This is a genomic window from Alterinioella sp. B-7, from assembly GCF_056857775.1.
On sequence record NZ_JBSXNT010000008.1, the window covers coordinates 1 to 13,311 of the forward strand.

Here is a 13,311-nt window from a genome sequence, read left to right on the forward strand (position 1 = left end):
GCCGCACACTGCTGCAGGATCCCGACAATCTGTTCTTCGGTGAAACGTGATTTGCGCATCGTCTGTTCTCCTCGTTGCTTCGAACGTTACGAGAACAAACTCTCCTTTTGAATGGCCCAGTTCTTTGGGGGCAGGTCAGACCACCCGGATCGGCTCTGAATCGAGGAAGTCAGTGAAGGCGTTCTTCGCCTGTTTGCGGAGCTCCTTGCGGTCGCAAAGGAACAGCACCCGCTTTGCCCATCCGGCGCGGATCAGCAATTCGGCAAGAGCGATCGCAACACGCGTCTTTCCGGTACCTGTTGCCTGAACGATCAACGCCTTTCGATGCTTGTCGGTAAAGCGCTCAGATACGCGTTTGATCGCCTCGATCTGATACAAGCGATTGACGATCCGCTCTTGCGGTACCAGCGACTTAAGATCCTTGCGGCTCTTGCGCTGGAACTTGACCAGATACTGCAGACTGTCCTTGGAATAGTAGCCGAACACCTTTCTCGGCGGGTACCCGGCTGCATCGTCCCACATCCAGATGTCGTATCCGTTGGTGTAGAAAATGACCGGCCGCTGGCCAGACTTCTTCTCAAGCGCATCTGCGTACAGCACCGCTTGCTTTCGGCCGAGTTCCGGATCGACGGAGGTTTTCTTTGCCTCTATAACCGCCAGTGGTGAGCCGTCTGCGTCCAACAGGACATAGTCAACGAAGCCCTTTCCTGACGGTGTAGGTTGGCCATCGACCTCCATTTCCTTCACGACTTCACTCGTCGAGGTTTCTCCCGTCGCAACATTCCAACCGGCAGCCGCGATCAGGTTGTCAATGATGCGGGACCGAGTTGTCGCCTCATTGAACTCAAGGACGTCGGCGGTCTGCTGAGCGGATTTGGCGAGGCTTGCTAGTTCGTCAGCCTTTTTCTCGGCGGCTTCAACTTGCTCGCGGGACTTTTCTACCTCTGCCAGAAGCGCAGCGATCTGCTCTTCCTGAGCAGCTAACTTTTGGAGGGTCTGCTTCTCTTGCTGAGTAAGCGGTTGCTGTTCCTTGCCGACGCTTTCGAGCTTTGGCTGCTCGAATGTCGGCAGCGTTTTGTGGTCGACCTGACAGTAGTTGATAATGGCCCACTTGCTGAGATCGTGAGCTTCCTTGAGCAACCACAGGGCGTCATTCCGGGAAACATCATCGCCATGTGCCGCCTTATTTCCGAATTTCCTGATGGCATGCAGCTTGTTCAGCACGACTTTCGGCACCACGGCTACAAAGGCGCTGTTGGTGAGAAGATCGATTTGAGTCGGTCTAACCGGTTTGGGCAGATGAAGTGCGTAATAGATATCCTTCACGAGATTCTCTGCCAGAAGCCGGAGATTGAATATAGCACTCCGGGCATCGAGCATCACGTAGCTCTCGGCCCTTGCGCCAAGAACAGAAACCTCGGGCCAGTGGTCCTTTAGAAAGTCGAAATTGGAGGCCGTCATTTTGTCGCCTCCTCGACAGCGGCGTCGAAAGCCGACTTGTTCTCAATGATCACCGGGCATTCGCCTGGGTCGTCCATGAGATGCGCCACGTCTAACCGCAAACGCTTCTCAAAGTAGTACAACATGGCCATCCGGGTGGAAACGGTAAGCCTTGCATCGCGCATGCCGTAGTCGGTTGCCACTACCTTCTTCTGCGAAGCGGACAGCGCGGGGTTGGGCACGAGGCGGATTTCGAAAGACTTGTTCCAATAGATATCGTCATGCACCGATGCGGCAGATGCGCTAGGCTCACGGGAGCCAAGACACCTTGATAGCAGGAAGTCTTTGAATTTTTGATCGATGTGACAGTAGGCTCTCGTGTGCCAGCGAAGCCCATCAGTTGCAAAGCTGTGGGGAGTGATGCGGCGCCAGAGTGCATCTGGTTTGCCGGGGCTCATCGACTGATAATTGATTTCCACCGACTGATTGTTTGCAATGCACTCATTCAGGCGTTGCAGCACCAAAGGATCAATCAGCCGTTTCGGAATCCGTATACCTTCAGTCGGAAGCAGGACAGAAGTTTGGGAATCATCTGCTTCTCTCAGCAGGCCATTGAGGAAGACATCTGGCTTCAGCTCGATGAAGTGAGGCGCAAACTCCTTCGTCACAAAGTACCGTTTCTCGCTGTGATCGTATTTTATGTTTTGCGGGTATAGCGACTGGTAGGCTGCTATATCCTTGGAAGCTTGAGGTACCGAGATTCCAAAATGCGATGTGAGGTCGACACGGTTGAGGCTACCAAGCCAGAAGGCTTGGTATTCGATAAACTGGAACCTTTGTTCCGTCGCCCATTTCAGTTCGGTGGAAGCCATCGCTCGACTCGCGGTTGGGTATAATAAGTATTCGTATAGAAAGTATCCGAACCGAGGTCAACCGACTTTGTTGAGGCCTGAATCGACGCCTTGCAGAACGTCAAACTGAGCAACGACCTGTGAGCAAATCCATATTTTGGATCACTTTTTTCTGTTTTTGTTGCTAACCTCGGACTTCGGGGTTTGGCTTTTCCCTAGATAGCTCTCTTGTCAAGGTCGTTCCTTTACCCAACCGTCGCGCCAGCGTCTCAACGAAGCCTCCATACCGCTCTTTCCCTTTCGCCTTGGCCGCCAAGTATGTGTCATCCGGCAAAGGGGGTGTCGTCGTGAGCCAGAAGCGGACGAACAGTGCGAGCGCCTCGGTCGTGATCTCCTGGTCGCGTTCCAGCCGCTCGAGCGACCTTGTCAGGCGGTCCAGCCTGCGGACGATCGCGGCCTCGCTCTGTTCGGCGCTGTCGGGGGAGAGGAACGACGCCAGTGCCGCTTCGATGATCTGGGTTTTGGGGACGCGCCGCCGCGCGGCCAGCGCGTCGATTTCATCGAAGAGGGCTGCGTCGACATAGGCGGTGATCTTGGCCTTCTTCATGTCGTCACCTCACAGTTCGATGCCGTCGTCCGGATCGAGGGCCGCTTGACGCGCGACGGAGCGGAAGCGGGTCTGCATAGCGCGGGCGCGTTGGGCCTCGTCGTCGGGTTCATCTTCGAGGGCCGCGAATTCCTCGAGCGGGAAAGGGAGTTCGGGGGCCACGTCTTCATGCGCGGGGATCTCAGGCTCTCGTCGGATGCCGCCATCTGCATCGTCAGCGGGCTTATTCGTGCAAGCTTCCCTAGGCGGCGCTATCGGCTGAAGACAGCTCCAATCGTCTGATCCCGGAGGGCTGACGGATGCAGATGCTTCGACGATAGGCGGCTTTTGGATTCTCGCTGTCAGTTGCGCATCGCGGAAGTACCGCACTTTTTGTGCCCGGATCGGGGCTGCGCCCGACACGAGGATGATTTCGTCGTCGGACGGTAGCTGCATGATCTCACCAGGGGTCAGCAAGGCGCGGGCAGTTTCCTGGCGCGAGACCATCAGATGCCCGAGCCAGGGTGACAGGCGATGGCCGGCATAGTTCTTCATCGCGCGCAGTTCGGTCGTGGTGCCGAGGGCGTCAGACAAGCGCTTGGCCGTGCGCTCGTCATTGGTCGCGAAGGCGACGCGGACATGGCAGTTGTCCAGGATGGCATTGTTCTGGCCATAGGCCTTTTCGATCTGGTTCAGCGACTGGGCGATCAGAAACGCCTTGAGACCGTAGCCCGCCATGAAGGCCAGTTGGCTTTCAAAGAAGTCGAGGCGCCCGAGGGCGGGGAACTCGTCGAGCATGAACAGAAGGCGGTGCTTGCGGTTGGTGTTGTGCAATTCTTCCGTCAGGCGGCGGCCGATCTGGTTCAGGACCAGCCGGACCAGCGGTTTCGTGCGGGAAATATCCGACGGGGGCACAACGAGGTAGAGTGTGAGCGGCCGCGCATCCGAGACCAGATCATCGATCCGCCAGTCGCAGCGCCGGGTCACGGCGGCGATCACGGGGTCGCGGTAGAGGCTGAGGAAGGACATGGCCGTGGAGAGAACACCGGAGCGTTCGTTCTCGGACTTGTTCAGCAGCTCGCGCGCGGCTTGGGCGACAACGGGATGCGGGCGATCTCCGAGATGGGGCGTCCGCATCATCGCAGTCAGTGTGGCGACGATGGGACGCCGCGGATCGGACAGGAAGGCGGCGACGCCTGCCAGTGTCTTGTCCTTCTCGGCATAGAGGACATGCAGGATCGCGCCGACCAGAAGGGAATGGCTGGTCTTCTCCCAATGGTTTCGTCGCTCGAGCTGGCCTTCGGGATCGACGAGGATATCCGCGATGTTTTGCACGTCCCGCACCTCGCGCTCGCCGCGGCGGACCTCGAGCAGCGGATTGTAGGCGGCGCTGGCCGCGTTGGTCGGATCGAAGAGCAGGACACGCCCGAACCGCGCCCGCCATCCGGACGTCAGCTGCCAGTTCTCGCCCTTGATGTCGTGGACAATCGCGGAGCCGGGCCAGGTCAGCAGGCTTGGGATCACCAGGCCGACACCCTTGCCGGAGCGGGTGGGCGCGAAGCACAGCACATGTTCTGGTCCGTCATGCCGGAGGTAGCGCTTGTCGAGACGGCCCAGCATGACGCCGTCGTCTGCGAACAGCCCAGCGGCGGTGATATCCTTGGGGCTTGCCCATCTGGCAGACCCATAGGTGGTCACGTCGCTCGCCTCACGCGCCCGCAAGACGGACAGTAAGATCGCGACGGCAATGGCGGCGATCCCGCCACCGCCGGCGATTGCGGCCCCTTCCATGAAGACGCGCGGCGCGTAGGCGTCGTACCAGTACCACCAGGTGAAGACCTGCCACGGGCGATAGATCGGCAGGCCGAACAGGGTGGTGAGAGGCGCGCCAAGCTGGGGCTGGAACCCCAGACGGAACGCGACCCATTGCGTCGCTGCCCAGACGAAGAGCAGCGCCACGATGCTGACGATGATGATCTGGCCCCAGAGGATCTTGGTGGCCGATGACGTGTCCTGACGGCTCATGGTGATGTCCTTTCTGCTCAGAGGCTCAGCCCGCGCTTGCGCCCGAGGCTCCAATCGATCCCGCCGCCGGGCGTAATCGTGCCCGTGACGGTCTGGCCGAGATGGCGTTCGAGTTGCGGGGTCCAGGGGACGAGCGAGAATCCGAGGCCGTCGTCGATCATGGCGAAGCGGCCCGAGGCGAGATCCAGGCGTTGACGAAACGTCCCTGCGACGGGTTCGCCCTCGGTTGGTTTATGGTGGGGGAGGCCGGTTTGTGTGCTGAGGTCTTTAGCGATGGCGTCCAGTTCGCGGTCGCGCAGGGTGGCCAGCAGATCGCGGGCAAAGGTGACCCGCTGACCTTGCCGTCGGGCGAGGCCTTCGGCGACAAGGTGATCCGAGCGGCGCTCCAATGCATGGCGAACCTCTGCGCCAAATCCGGCACCGCTCAGCGGTGCGCGGTCCCGGGCAAGATGCAGGCGGTCGAGCCAGGTCGCGCCATCGGCCGCGATCTGGGCGGCCAGCGACAGATCGGAACGACCGACAAGCGACAGTTGCGGTGTCCCGTCCGTCTTTCCTGTCCAGAGCCGGGTTTCGACGATACCACCTTGCGGCGTGTCGCCGGTTGCATCAAGATCCCGGAAGCGCAGGTGATGAACGCGACCGTCAACGCCGTCGATGATCGCGTAGCCGGTCCCGCCGTGGTCGTCATGAAAGCCGCGTTCCATGAGCCGCCCGAGGATCGGCGCGGTGGGCGTTCCTTCGATGGCGAAATCACCCGCCGCGCGGTGGCGCTCGGCACCCATGGCCCGGTGCATCCGTTTCATGATGTCGCCGCGCATCCCAAGCTCTCGTAGAGTGTCTTCAGCATTCGGTTTCAACTCCCAGACGGCAGGGGCGATTTGTTCGGCCAGCCCGAGCCTCTCCAGTGTCTGGGCACGCCCGATCATCAAGCGGCGCAGCTCCGGATCGCGGGGCTCCGGCGTGCCGCGGCGCAGGTCGGCGATGCCGGCATGATCGTCCGTCAGTGAGCGCAGGCCGCGGTCGAGATCGGTCCAGCGCTCCGCCGTGACCTGCGTTTCCAAGGCTTGGGAAATCTCCCGCGCGCTGCGGGGTCCCAGCTCCAGTTGTACGAGGTCTTCCGCGCGCGCGCGAAACCCGCGGCTGATATAGTCACGCGATATGACAAGGTCCCGCCCATCGTCGTCTTTGCCGCGCACCAGAATATGGACATGCGGATTGTCGGTGTTCCAGTGATCGACGGCGACCCAGTCGAGCGTGGTGCCGAGATCCCGTTCGGCTCGGGCCATCAGATCCCGGGTGAAGGCGCGCAGATCCTCGAGATCGCCCGCATCTTCCGGCGAGATGATGAACCGGAAATGATGCCGGTCGTCTTCGCAGCGCGCCGCAAAGCCGCCTCGGTCGAGGTCATCGCGTTCAGACCCGAACAAGTCGGCGTCGCGCCCGTCCTGACCGACGCCATCGCGCTGCAGGTAGCCGAGATGCTTGGCCATCGGCGCGGAGCGAAAGCGCTTGCCCTGGTGGCGCACGACGCGGGCCTTCACGACGACGCGCCGGGAGGTGCGGGTCAGGCCTTCGGTCGTTCGGGCAAACCGTCCGCGCCCGAAAGAGGTGTTGCCGGAACGCATGCTGCCCGCGCCGATGCGATAGCCGGTATGTCCGGATTTCCGCGCAGCTCGCATCACCTCGTTGACGAAACGTGTCGGTTGCTTCGAGGTCTTGCCGCCGTCGCGGATACGCCCCGGCCGGATGCGGAGGTCATCGTCGCGCCCGGTCATGGCCGCACTCGCTCGCAGAACATGCTGCCGCACAAAGAATATCGCAAAATCAGACCTCTAGGTGAAGTCCTGCGGTATGCAGCTTGGATGTGCCGCGCAAATCCTCGCAGAGAAACAACAGCTTGAGGTCCGCTTGCGGCACCTCTTTTATCTCGCGCTCTTTCTGTTGGGACCCTGCGCGTCGACCCTCTCCGGCAAATTTCTGCGCCCGGGCTTTCCAGACCTCGCCATGGTGCGATTCCGCGGATCATGGCGTTCGCCCCCGGCGGAGAGGCACGAAGATGCCGTGCTGAGATGCGTCAGACGCAATCCGTTGGGTGTCATCACCCGGGGTTTGACGCTCCTCAGCCGTTGCCGCGAACAGCGGGGCGTCGCGCCAGTCCTGCGTCCTCTGCGGGCGGCTGACTGCCCGCGCGACGTCGGTTCCATCGGCGATGAGTGGCGCGAGGATGGCGAGGTAATTGCGGGTTTCACGCGGCAAGGCGCGACCGGTATCAAGGTGCACTTGGTAGCGCGCAGGCCCGGCATTGTAGGCCGCGAGAAAGCCGGGTGACCCGAACCGGTCGTACATCTGCCGCAGATAGGCGGTACCGGCCAGGATGTTATCGCGTGTATCGAAAGGGTCATTGCCAAGCCTGTAGGCTACGCGCAACTCGGCCCAGGTGCCGGGCATGATCTGCATAAGCCCCATGGCGCCCGCGTGGCTCACCGCGCGCGGATTGCCCGCACTCTCGACCTCCATGACGGCACGAATCCAGGGCTGCGGGATGCCGAACCTGCGCGAGGCTTCTGCGATATGGATATCGATGGGTTGCTGCTCAGATGCAGGAAGACTGCGGTCCTGAGCGATCACGGCGGACGGTGCCACGGTGATCGGCATGCACAGGATCAGTACAAGCGCGGTCGTGACGCCCGCGTGTCGACGGCTGTGCCCGGGTTCAAGACTATGCATCTTCCGCCGCCCCAAATGTCCAAAGAGGGATGGCACGCCCGAGGATTGTGTCCGCTGACAATGATCCGAAATAGCGTCCATCGAGGCTGTCGGCGACACCAGCAAGGAGCAGGAAGACCTCGTCCGAGGCGAGCGTTACACATCCCGTCCAACGGGGAAGTGGGCGACCGTGCCGGTCATCCGATGCTGCCTGGGCAACAACGGTGCCGCCGATGGCGATATCGAGACCTTCGCGACAGACGGTCATGCCCGAGACGGCTACGATGCGTTTCAACAGCAAGGTATCCGCACCGACATAGCCGCGCTCAACCACCCAGGATGACAGGTCTTCCGGCAGGCGCACGGCAACGAGAACGCCCAGCGATGGCGGGTTTGACGCTCGAACAACGTAAAGTCCGATCGGCACGCTTGCTGAGGTATTCCAGATCAGTCGCGGTGCGCGGTCGATCTGTGCCGCTGCGAGTAGACTGAGGGACAAACCGGCCGCGAGGAGGGAAGGGGCCGCCGCGCTCATGTCGTCACCAAGCGTCGCTTGAGCCAGGCCGCATGCCGGGCAGGGCTGTAGGGCCGGGGCTCCAATGCAGCGGTCAGGCGGTTGTGGACGTGCCGCCAATGATCGGGGCAGACATCTTCCGGCGCGATGCCATAGCTTTCCACGATGTCGACGGACCGCAGCGCCGCCTCGACCTTGGGCCAGCCGGAGAGGCGCAGCAAAAGCTCTCCGCCCGGTGTCACACAGGGCACCGTGGAGCAGGGCTCGCCAGCGCCGACGGCGCGCAGAATGTCGATCCGGCTTTCAACGGTGCCGTGGTCGTTCGACGACCAGCGGACGAGCGCGAAGATTGCGCCGGGGGTGAAGGCTACGCGCTTTTCCGTGCGCGTCAGGATGGTTTCCTCGGCAATCCGACCGAAACGGATCCAGCGCTCGATACGCCCTTCGATCCATGTGAGGTGGACAAGTGTCTGCATCGGTTCAGCGCCCCCGCCGCAGATAGGCCGGCGAAACGGCGGCATGGCGCTTGGCGGGCAGGACGCGGTCTTCGGTCTCGTCCGAGGTCGAGGTCTTCTCGCCCCTCGTGACCCAGGCCTGCAGATCGTCGACCGCATAGACGACACGTCCGCCAATTTTTGAATAGCGCGGGCCGGTCCCGTAGGTCCGGTGTTTTTCCAACGTACGGCCAGACAGGCCGAGAAATCGGGCGGCTTCCGGGGTTCTGAGGTAGCGGGGCGGTAGTCCTTCGTTGGGGTCGGGCATTTGAGCATCTCCGGTGGCTAGGTCTCGCGACGGCGCGTCGCGGGCTGTCGGAGGTCATCAAAATGCAGATGCGCCGTGGGGAGGGATGACGAAGATCGCGGCGTGAAAACGTCACCCCCAAAGGCCAACAGGATCAGGGGCTGATGGGGGTTCGATATTCCGGGACTCCGCGGTGATCACTTGCGCGGCTTGGAGCGCCCCGTCGGTCCTTTGCCGAGAAGGAGAAAGCGATAGCCTTTGGTGGTCAAATGCGTGCCATGGGCTGTCAGTCGGGTGATCTGGGCCTTGAGGGAGCTGGTCTTCCAATGCTCGCGCGACACAGCCTCGGCGCCGTACAAGTGCCGCGCGATCATTTGGTAGCTGGCGCGGTCCCGGCGCGCGTCGAGCGTGCGCAGTGCAAGCTGGATGCGCCGTCGCTGCTGCGACGTCAGGGGCGGAGGGGATCGTTTGTGATGAAGCAGTTGCGCGCGGAGCGACTCGAGCGAATTGATCCGTGCCGTCCAATGCTCGTCCAGCGGCACCAGGATGCCGAGGGGTCGGTGCAGGTTCTTTGCATCCAGCACGAGCAACGCGCCTGTTGCGAGGCGCACATACATCAAGCCGTCCTGCGTTCCGATGACGGTCAGATCATCTGCATCGATGTGCGGCGCGGCGGTGTCGCCGCCGGGGACCGGCACAGCATACCCGACCGCTGCCGGGGCGATTGAAGGCGTCCAGAACACGGGTGCTTTGGGTGCGTCGATGTCCGGATCAACCGGGAAATCGCAACCCCCATGCAGCCGGTGATCTCAATCCATCCCGCATCTGCGGGTAGGTCGCGCGATAGTCGGAATTGCGGCGCAGGCATTCCCAGGCCAAACCGGACAGGTCGAGGCTGTCGAAATGCCGATACGCCGCTTCGTCTTGCCAATCCCTGGTCATGGCGAAGCTCCGCGTCAGAGGTTTCGATGGGGAAAGAGTATAGCTGGGAGGTGCAAGAAAACGACGACGCGAACGGTCAACTTGCGCAACCTGCGCGAGTGTTCGCCGATCTGGGCCGAATTACGCAAAGTTCAGCCGTTACCGCCCTCAAGCAGCTTGCGATAGCCGTGTTCGGTCATCCAGCGCGCACGGGCGAGGTGGCTGTCATAGATTTTTCGGGCACGTTCCGGTTCCTTGTCCGCATCGAGGCCGAACAGGATCTGGCTGACTTCCTGCAGGCTTGCACCGCTTTCAGCGGCGTCGAACAGGCGCAGGTAAAGCGTCATATGTGCGTGGTCGTAGTCGGTCAGATCATCGCCTTGTGGTGCGAGATCAGAGATCGGCGTGGTGCCGGTGGCAGACATGATTCCCCCTCGCCGTTTGGCGTTAAGGTCCATAAAAGCACATCGGATTGCCTGTGCAAGAACGGATCGCGGTCAGTCAGGTTGCAGATGAGCATTATAATACGTCGCACCAAAATACGCGATAGGCTTTTTAACTGCGGATGGACATCCGCGTTGTTTTTGCAAGGAATCTCAAGCACTACCGCCAAGCGCGTGGGCTGACGCAGGCCGCGTTGGCGGCGGCGATGGATGTCGACCGTGCCCATGTCAGCGCCATGGAACGCGGCCAGCAGAATGTCACCTTGCAAACTCTACAACGGGTCGCGGCGCATCTGGATGTAGCACCAGCACAATTGATCGAAGAACGTGCCGAAGGCGATGTGCGTTCCCGATGATCATGATCGTTCGCCCGGGCAGTCAGCTTTCGGGTCGAAACGTGCAAGCTCAGGGCAGTGCGTTGGCCGAACCCAGCGCGCTGCGCAGGATAGTCTTCTATAGCGATCAATCCGCTATTCAGCACTGAGTTCGGTCAGCTTCTGGCCAAGGCGGCGCTGCATCAGATCATCGCCGGGCGTGGTCTCCATCAGTCGCTGAAGCGCCGCGATGGCCCGGCCCCGCCGGTCGATGCGTGTGCTGGCGGTCATCAGGTGATCGACGGCTTCGTCGATATCGAACGGGCTGGGTTCATAGCCACGGCCCGCCAGAAGATGCCTTATCGCATGCAGAGCGACATCGGCAGCGAAGGCCGGTTCCTTGATCGCGAAATCGCGGGCGGCGCGGATGAGCGTCGCCGGGGCCGCCTCATGATCGGCCGCGCAGTCGAGGGCGATGTCGAAATACGTCGCAGTCTTGGCCGCGGCGAACCATTTGCCTTTGCGCCCGTGGAGCGCGATCAGGTCTTCCAGCAATGCACGGGCATCCCGGTCTGGGTAGCGTTTGACCAGATCGCGCCACATCGCCAGCCAGGTGTTTCCGCTCGCTGTGGGCAGGCCGAACCGGCGATAGGCCTCGTCCGCCTTGCCTTGCCGTACCAGGATTGCCTCGCAGAACCGGCAGATGTCGTGATGGCCCCATGTCTGCCGATCCCCTTGCAGAAGGGCTTCGGCATAGGCGAGCGCGTCATCCTCGCGGCCCTGTCGAAGCAAGGCTTCGGCCCCGAACTTGTCATCGAACCAGAGCCGGGATTTCTTGACCGCGAGGAGTGCCAGCAACTCGTCATACCGTCCCGCTTCGAGCAGGCAGGACAGCGTCAGCGTTGAGGTGCTGACATGTGCGTACCGCTCCCAGTCCGACCAGGCGCGATGGATCAGGTCGAGGTCCCTGTCGGCATGTAGGGTCATGAGCGCGGGATACACGGCGATCTCGCCGAACCGCTCCGAGATGGGCGCGAGGTAGTCGACGCCATCGTCCTCGATCGCCGCGCGCAGCTGCTCCAACCATTTTGCGCGCGTCTTTTCATCGGCAGGGGCGGCGATCAGGATCGGCACAAGGTCGTCAAGTGTGCGGCGCACGGCGGTGCCAAGCGCGCCCGACGAGGTATCGATATGCTCAAACGCGGGCCAGATCCGTGCGGCCAATGCGACCACGCCGTCCGCCGCCGTGACAGGATCCGCGCGATTGACGGCCCGGATCTCCGCGCTGGCCGATTTCAACCGCTGGGTCGCCTTGGCGGAGCCCCGCCATCCGAAAGCGCTTGCGCGCATGCCGGGTTTGAAGGCCCATTTGTGAAGGGGTTTGCGCGCCATTCTGCTACCGCCCACGCGACTTGCTGCGCGTGATCCAGTCGGCCCCGGCATAGGTCACGGCGTGGATATGAACCTCGCGGGCATCATCGTCGACGGTGAAGGCGATCACGGCCTTGCGGCCTGCTGGAATAGCGCGCAGCCCGGGGGCGATTTCGTCCCGGCGGCTGCCTTTGTGCGGCAGGTCGGCAAGGCTGGCGATAGTGGCCTCGATTTCGTCCAGCCGGCGCGCGGCGGACTGCGGGCCGGCATAGTCGATCAGCCAGCGCGTGATGGCGTCGAGATCATCCGCGACCGCCGGATGGAACCGTATGCGATAGCTCACGCCTCGCGCGCAGCCTGCAGCCGGGCCCGCGCGGCGGCAAAGGCGTCCTCTGCCGAGACATAGTCGGCGCGCGGCGTGTCGAGCCGCGCCCGGATCTCCTCGGCCATCGCCCCAAGGGCCAACTCGCGCTCTTCTTCGTCACGCATCATCTGCTCCAGCGCCGCCGCCACAGCCGCGCTCTGCGAGGCAAAGACGCCTTGGCCCACCTTGTTGGTCAGGAACCGATGGTGGCGGTCGGTGAAGCTGAGGGTTGTCTTGACGGTCATGCTGGACTCCGAAGTATGACTTAGTCATATAGGCGAAGGCTTGAAGATTCGCAATCTCTTCGGGCAGGGGCGGAAAGCGGACCTGCGGCGCTGCTGCATTGCAATCGCAGCAACGACGTGTCAGTTGTCTCGAATTTACCGAAGTTACCTGCGAGCATGCTACTGTCAGTCCAAGCTCTAAGTTGATGGACCAATATACATTCCTGCCAAACAACTGCGAAAAAAGATTTTAAATCGTATTTTGCGCTAAGCCTACTCTCTGAATAGACCAAGTCAACTGACCTGCCCCCAAAGAACTGGGCCATTCAAAAGGAGAGTTTGTTCTCGTAACGTTCGAAGCAACGAGGAGAACAGACGATGCGCAAATCACGTTTCACCGAAGAACAGATTGTCGGGATCCTGCAGCAGTGTGCGGCGGGGGCGAAGGTCTCGGAGCTGTGCCGCAAGCACGGCATGTCAGATGCGACACTTTACAAGTGGAGGCCAAGTATGGCGGCATGACGGTTTCGGAGTTGCGGCGGCTGAAGGCTCTTGAGGGGGAAAATGCCGAACTGAAGCCCCTTCTGCCCGATGCCATGCTCGACAACGCGCGCCTGAAGGGACTGCTAGCAAAAAAGTCCTCAGGCCTGTACGCCGTCGGGATGCGGTGAAGACGGTGATGGACGAACATCAGTTTTCGGAGCGGCGAGCGTGCAGGCTGGTCGGGATTTCACGGTCGAGCCTGGCCTATCAGGCGCGACCGGACCGCCGACTTGTATCCCGTCTTTATCGAACAGATGACGCGTCTCGC

At 61.6% G+C, this 13,311-nt stretch carries 18 protein-coding genes; 3 read left to right on the forward strand and 15 right to left on the reverse strand.

What is annotated here, in order from left to right:
• Positions 1 to 135: 135 nt before the first annotated feature.
• The 12 genes from AC13C7_RS00185 to AC13C7_RS00240 form a co-directional block, all read right to left on the reverse strand.
• Complete coding sequence (locus tag AC13C7_RS00185; protein ID WP_482866211.1) at positions 136 to 1,461, reverse strand: DEAD/DEAH box helicase family protein; 1,326 nt, start codon at positions 1,459 to 1,461, stop codon at positions 136 to 138.
• The gene (locus AC13C7_RS00190) at positions 1,458 to 2,312 is read right to left on the reverse strand and encodes a BrxR family helix-turn-helix transcriptional regulator (protein WP_482866212.1); all 855 of its coding nucleotides are present in this window, start codon (positions 2,310 to 2,312) and stop codon (positions 1,458 to 1,460) included. Before AC13C7_RS00190 ends, AC13C7_RS00185 begins: the two co-directional genes overlap by 4 nt.
• 163 nt (positions 2,313 to 2,475) lie before the next feature.
• Positions 2,476 to 2,898 carry a ribbon-helix-helix protein, CopG family gene (locus AC13C7_RS00195; RefSeq protein WP_482866213.1) on the reverse strand — a complete coding sequence of 141 codons (423 nt, stop codon included), beginning with the start codon at positions 2,896 to 2,898 and terminating at the stop codon, positions 2,476 to 2,478.
• Positions 2,899 to 2,907: 9 nt separating this feature from the next.
• Positions 2,908 to 4,902, reverse strand: a complete 1,995-nt coding sequence (locus AC13C7_RS00200; protein WP_482866214.1) for a conjugal transfer protein TraG — start codon at positions 4,900 to 4,902, stop codon at positions 2,908 to 2,910.
• Positions 4,903 to 4,919: 17 nt separating this feature from the next.
• Positions 4,920 to 6,677 (reverse strand): relaxase/mobilization nuclease domain-containing protein, encoded by a 1,758-nt coding sequence (locus tag AC13C7_RS00205; protein ID WP_482866215.1) that lies wholly within the window; start codon positions 6,675 to 6,677, stop codon positions 4,920 to 4,922.
• Between the two features lie 247 nt (positions 6,678 to 6,924).
• Complete coding sequence (locus AC13C7_RS00210) at positions 6,925 to 7,557, reverse strand: lytic transglycosylase domain-containing protein (protein WP_482866216.1); 633 nt, start codon at positions 7,555 to 7,557, stop codon at positions 6,925 to 6,927.
• A gap of 64 nt (positions 7,558 to 7,621) precedes the next feature.
• The gene (locus tag AC13C7_RS00215; protein WP_482866217.1) at positions 7,622 to 8,143 is read right to left on the reverse strand and encodes a S26 family signal peptidase; all 522 of its coding nucleotides are present in this window, start codon (positions 8,141 to 8,143) and stop codon (positions 7,622 to 7,624) included.
• Positions 8,140 to 8,598, reverse strand: a complete 459-nt coding sequence (locus AC13C7_RS00220) for a DUF2840 domain-containing protein (protein ID WP_482866218.1) — start codon at positions 8,596 to 8,598, stop codon at positions 8,140 to 8,142. The genes AC13C7_RS00215 and AC13C7_RS00220 overlap by 4 nt, the downstream gene beginning before the upstream one ends.
• Before the next feature lie 4 nt (positions 8,599 to 8,602).
• The gene (locus tag AC13C7_RS00225) at positions 8,603 to 8,884 is read right to left on the reverse strand and encodes a helix-turn-helix transcriptional regulator (protein WP_021100692.1); all 282 of its coding nucleotides are present in this window, start codon (positions 8,882 to 8,884) and stop codon (positions 8,603 to 8,605) included.
• A 176-nt stretch (positions 8,885 to 9,060) separates the two neighbouring features.
• Positions 9,061 to 9,606 (reverse strand): DUF2285 domain-containing protein, encoded by a 546-nt coding sequence (locus tag AC13C7_RS00230; protein WP_482866219.1) that lies wholly within the window; start codon positions 9,604 to 9,606, stop codon positions 9,061 to 9,063.
• Between the two features lie 28 nt (positions 9,607 to 9,634).
• Positions 9,635 to 9,805, reverse strand: a complete 171-nt coding sequence (locus tag AC13C7_RS00235; RefSeq protein WP_193142252.1) for a transcriptional regulator domain-containing protein — start codon at positions 9,803 to 9,805, stop codon at positions 9,635 to 9,637.
• Between the two features lie 131 nt (positions 9,806 to 9,936).
• Positions 9,937 to 10,209: a DNA -binding domain-containing protein gene (locus AC13C7_RS00240; RefSeq protein ID WP_482866220.1), complete on the reverse strand. Its 273-nt coding sequence runs from the start codon at positions 10,207 to 10,209 to the stop codon at positions 9,937 to 9,939.
• A gap of 140 nt (positions 10,210 to 10,349) precedes the next feature.
• Here AC13C7_RS00240 and AC13C7_RS00245 point away from each other — a divergent pair, with 140 nt between their 5' ends.
• Positions 10,350 to 10,583, forward strand: coding sequence for a helix-turn-helix domain-containing protein (locus AC13C7_RS00245; protein WP_482866221.1), 234 nt, complete (start codon positions 10,350 to 10,352; stop codon positions 10,581 to 10,583).
• 114 nt (positions 10,584 to 10,697) lie between these two features.
• Here the strand turns inward: AC13C7_RS00245 and AC13C7_RS00250 are convergent, their stop codons facing one another.
• From AC13C7_RS00250 to AC13C7_RS00260, 3 genes are read right to left on the reverse strand one after another with little or no spacing between them, the layout of a single operon-like run.
• Positions 10,698 to 11,933 (reverse strand): hypothetical protein, encoded by a 1,236-nt coding sequence (locus tag AC13C7_RS00250; protein ID WP_482866222.1) that lies wholly within the window; start codon positions 11,931 to 11,933, stop codon positions 10,698 to 10,700.
• A gap of 4 nt (positions 11,934 to 11,937) precedes the next feature.
• Positions 11,938 to 12,255, reverse strand: a complete 318-nt coding sequence (locus AC13C7_RS00255) for a type II toxin-antitoxin system RelE/ParE family toxin (protein WP_482866223.1) — start codon at positions 12,253 to 12,255, stop codon at positions 11,938 to 11,940.
• Entirely contained in the window at positions 12,252 to 12,521 is a 270-nt protein-coding gene (locus AC13C7_RS00260; protein WP_482866224.1) for a hypothetical protein, read from the reverse strand. Before AC13C7_RS00260 ends, AC13C7_RS00255 begins: the two co-directional genes overlap by 4 nt.
• Before the next feature lie 357 nt (positions 12,522 to 12,878).
• Here AC13C7_RS00260 and AC13C7_RS00265 point away from each other — a divergent pair, with 357 nt between their 5' ends.
• Both AC13C7_RS00265 and AC13C7_RS00270 read left to right on the forward strand, forming a co-directional pair.
• Positions 12,879 to 13,022 carry a transposase gene (locus AC13C7_RS00265; protein WP_482866225.1) on the forward strand — a complete coding sequence of 48 codons (144 nt, stop codon included), beginning with the start codon at positions 12,879 to 12,881 and terminating at the stop codon, positions 13,020 to 13,022.
• Complete coding sequence (locus AC13C7_RS00270; RefSeq protein ID WP_482866226.1) at positions 13,019 to 13,171, forward strand: hypothetical protein; 153 nt, start codon at positions 13,019 to 13,021, stop codon at positions 13,169 to 13,171. Before AC13C7_RS00265 ends, AC13C7_RS00270 begins: the two co-directional genes overlap by 4 nt.
• The last annotated feature ends 140 nt before the right edge of the window (positions 13,172 to 13,311 follow it).

Coding starts and splice junctions, on each gene's coding strand:
- AC13C7_RS00185 (WP_482866211.1), bottom strand. CDS start 1,461: ATGACGGCCTCCAATTTCGACTTTCTAAAGGACCACTGGCCCGAGGTT.
- AC13C7_RS00190 (WP_482866212.1), bottom strand. CDS start 2,312: ATGGCTTCCACCGAACTGAAATGGGCGACGGAACAAAGGTTCCAGTTT.
- AC13C7_RS00195 (WP_482866213.1), bottom strand. CDS start 2,898: ATGAAGAAGGCCAAGATCACCGCCTATGTCGACGCAGCCCTCTTCGAT.
- AC13C7_RS00200 (WP_482866214.1), bottom strand. CDS start 4,902: ATGAGCCGTCAGGACACGTCATCGGCCACCAAGATCCTCTGGGGCCAG.
- AC13C7_RS00205 (WP_482866215.1), bottom strand. CDS start 6,677: ATGACCGGGCGCGACGATGACCTCCGCATCCGGCCGGGGCGTATCCGC.
- AC13C7_RS00210 (WP_482866216.1), bottom strand. CDS start 7,557: ATGCCGATCACCGTGGCACCGTCCGCCGTGATCGCTCAGGACCGCAGT.
- AC13C7_RS00215 (WP_482866217.1), bottom strand. CDS start 8,143: ATGAGCGCGGCGGCCCCTTCCCTCCTCGCGGCCGGTTTGTCCCTCAGT.
- AC13C7_RS00220 (WP_482866218.1), bottom strand. CDS start 8,598: ATGCAGACACTTGTCCACCTCACATGGATCGAAGGGCGTATCGAGCGC.
- AC13C7_RS00225 (WP_021100692.1), bottom strand. CDS start 8,884: ATGCCCGACCCCAACGAAGGACTACCGCCCCGCTACCTCAGAACCCCG.
- AC13C7_RS00235 (WP_193142252.1), bottom strand. CDS start 9,805: ATGACCAGGGATTGGCAAGACGAAGCGGCGTATCGGCATTTCGACAGC.
- AC13C7_RS00240 (WP_482866220.1), bottom strand. CDS start 10,209: ATGTCTGCCACCGGCACCACGCCGATCTCTGATCTCGCACCACAAGGC.
- AC13C7_RS00245 (WP_482866221.1), top strand. CDS start 10,350: ATGGACATCCGCGTTGTTTTTGCAAGGAATCTCAAGCACTACCGCCAA.
- AC13C7_RS00250 (WP_482866222.1), bottom strand. CDS start 11,933: ATGGCGCGCAAACCCCTTCACAAATGGGCCTTCAAACCCGGCATGCGC.
- AC13C7_RS00260 (WP_482866224.1), bottom strand. CDS start 12,521: ATGACCGTCAAGACAACCCTCAGCTTCACCGACCGCCACCATCGGTTC.
- AC13C7_RS00265 (WP_482866225.1), top strand. CDS start 12,879: ATGCGCAAATCACGTTTCACCGAAGAACAGATTGTCGGGATCCTGCAG.
- AC13C7_RS00270 (WP_482866226.1), top strand. CDS start 13,019: ATGACGGTTTCGGAGTTGCGGCGGCTGAAGGCTCTTGAGGGGGAAAAT.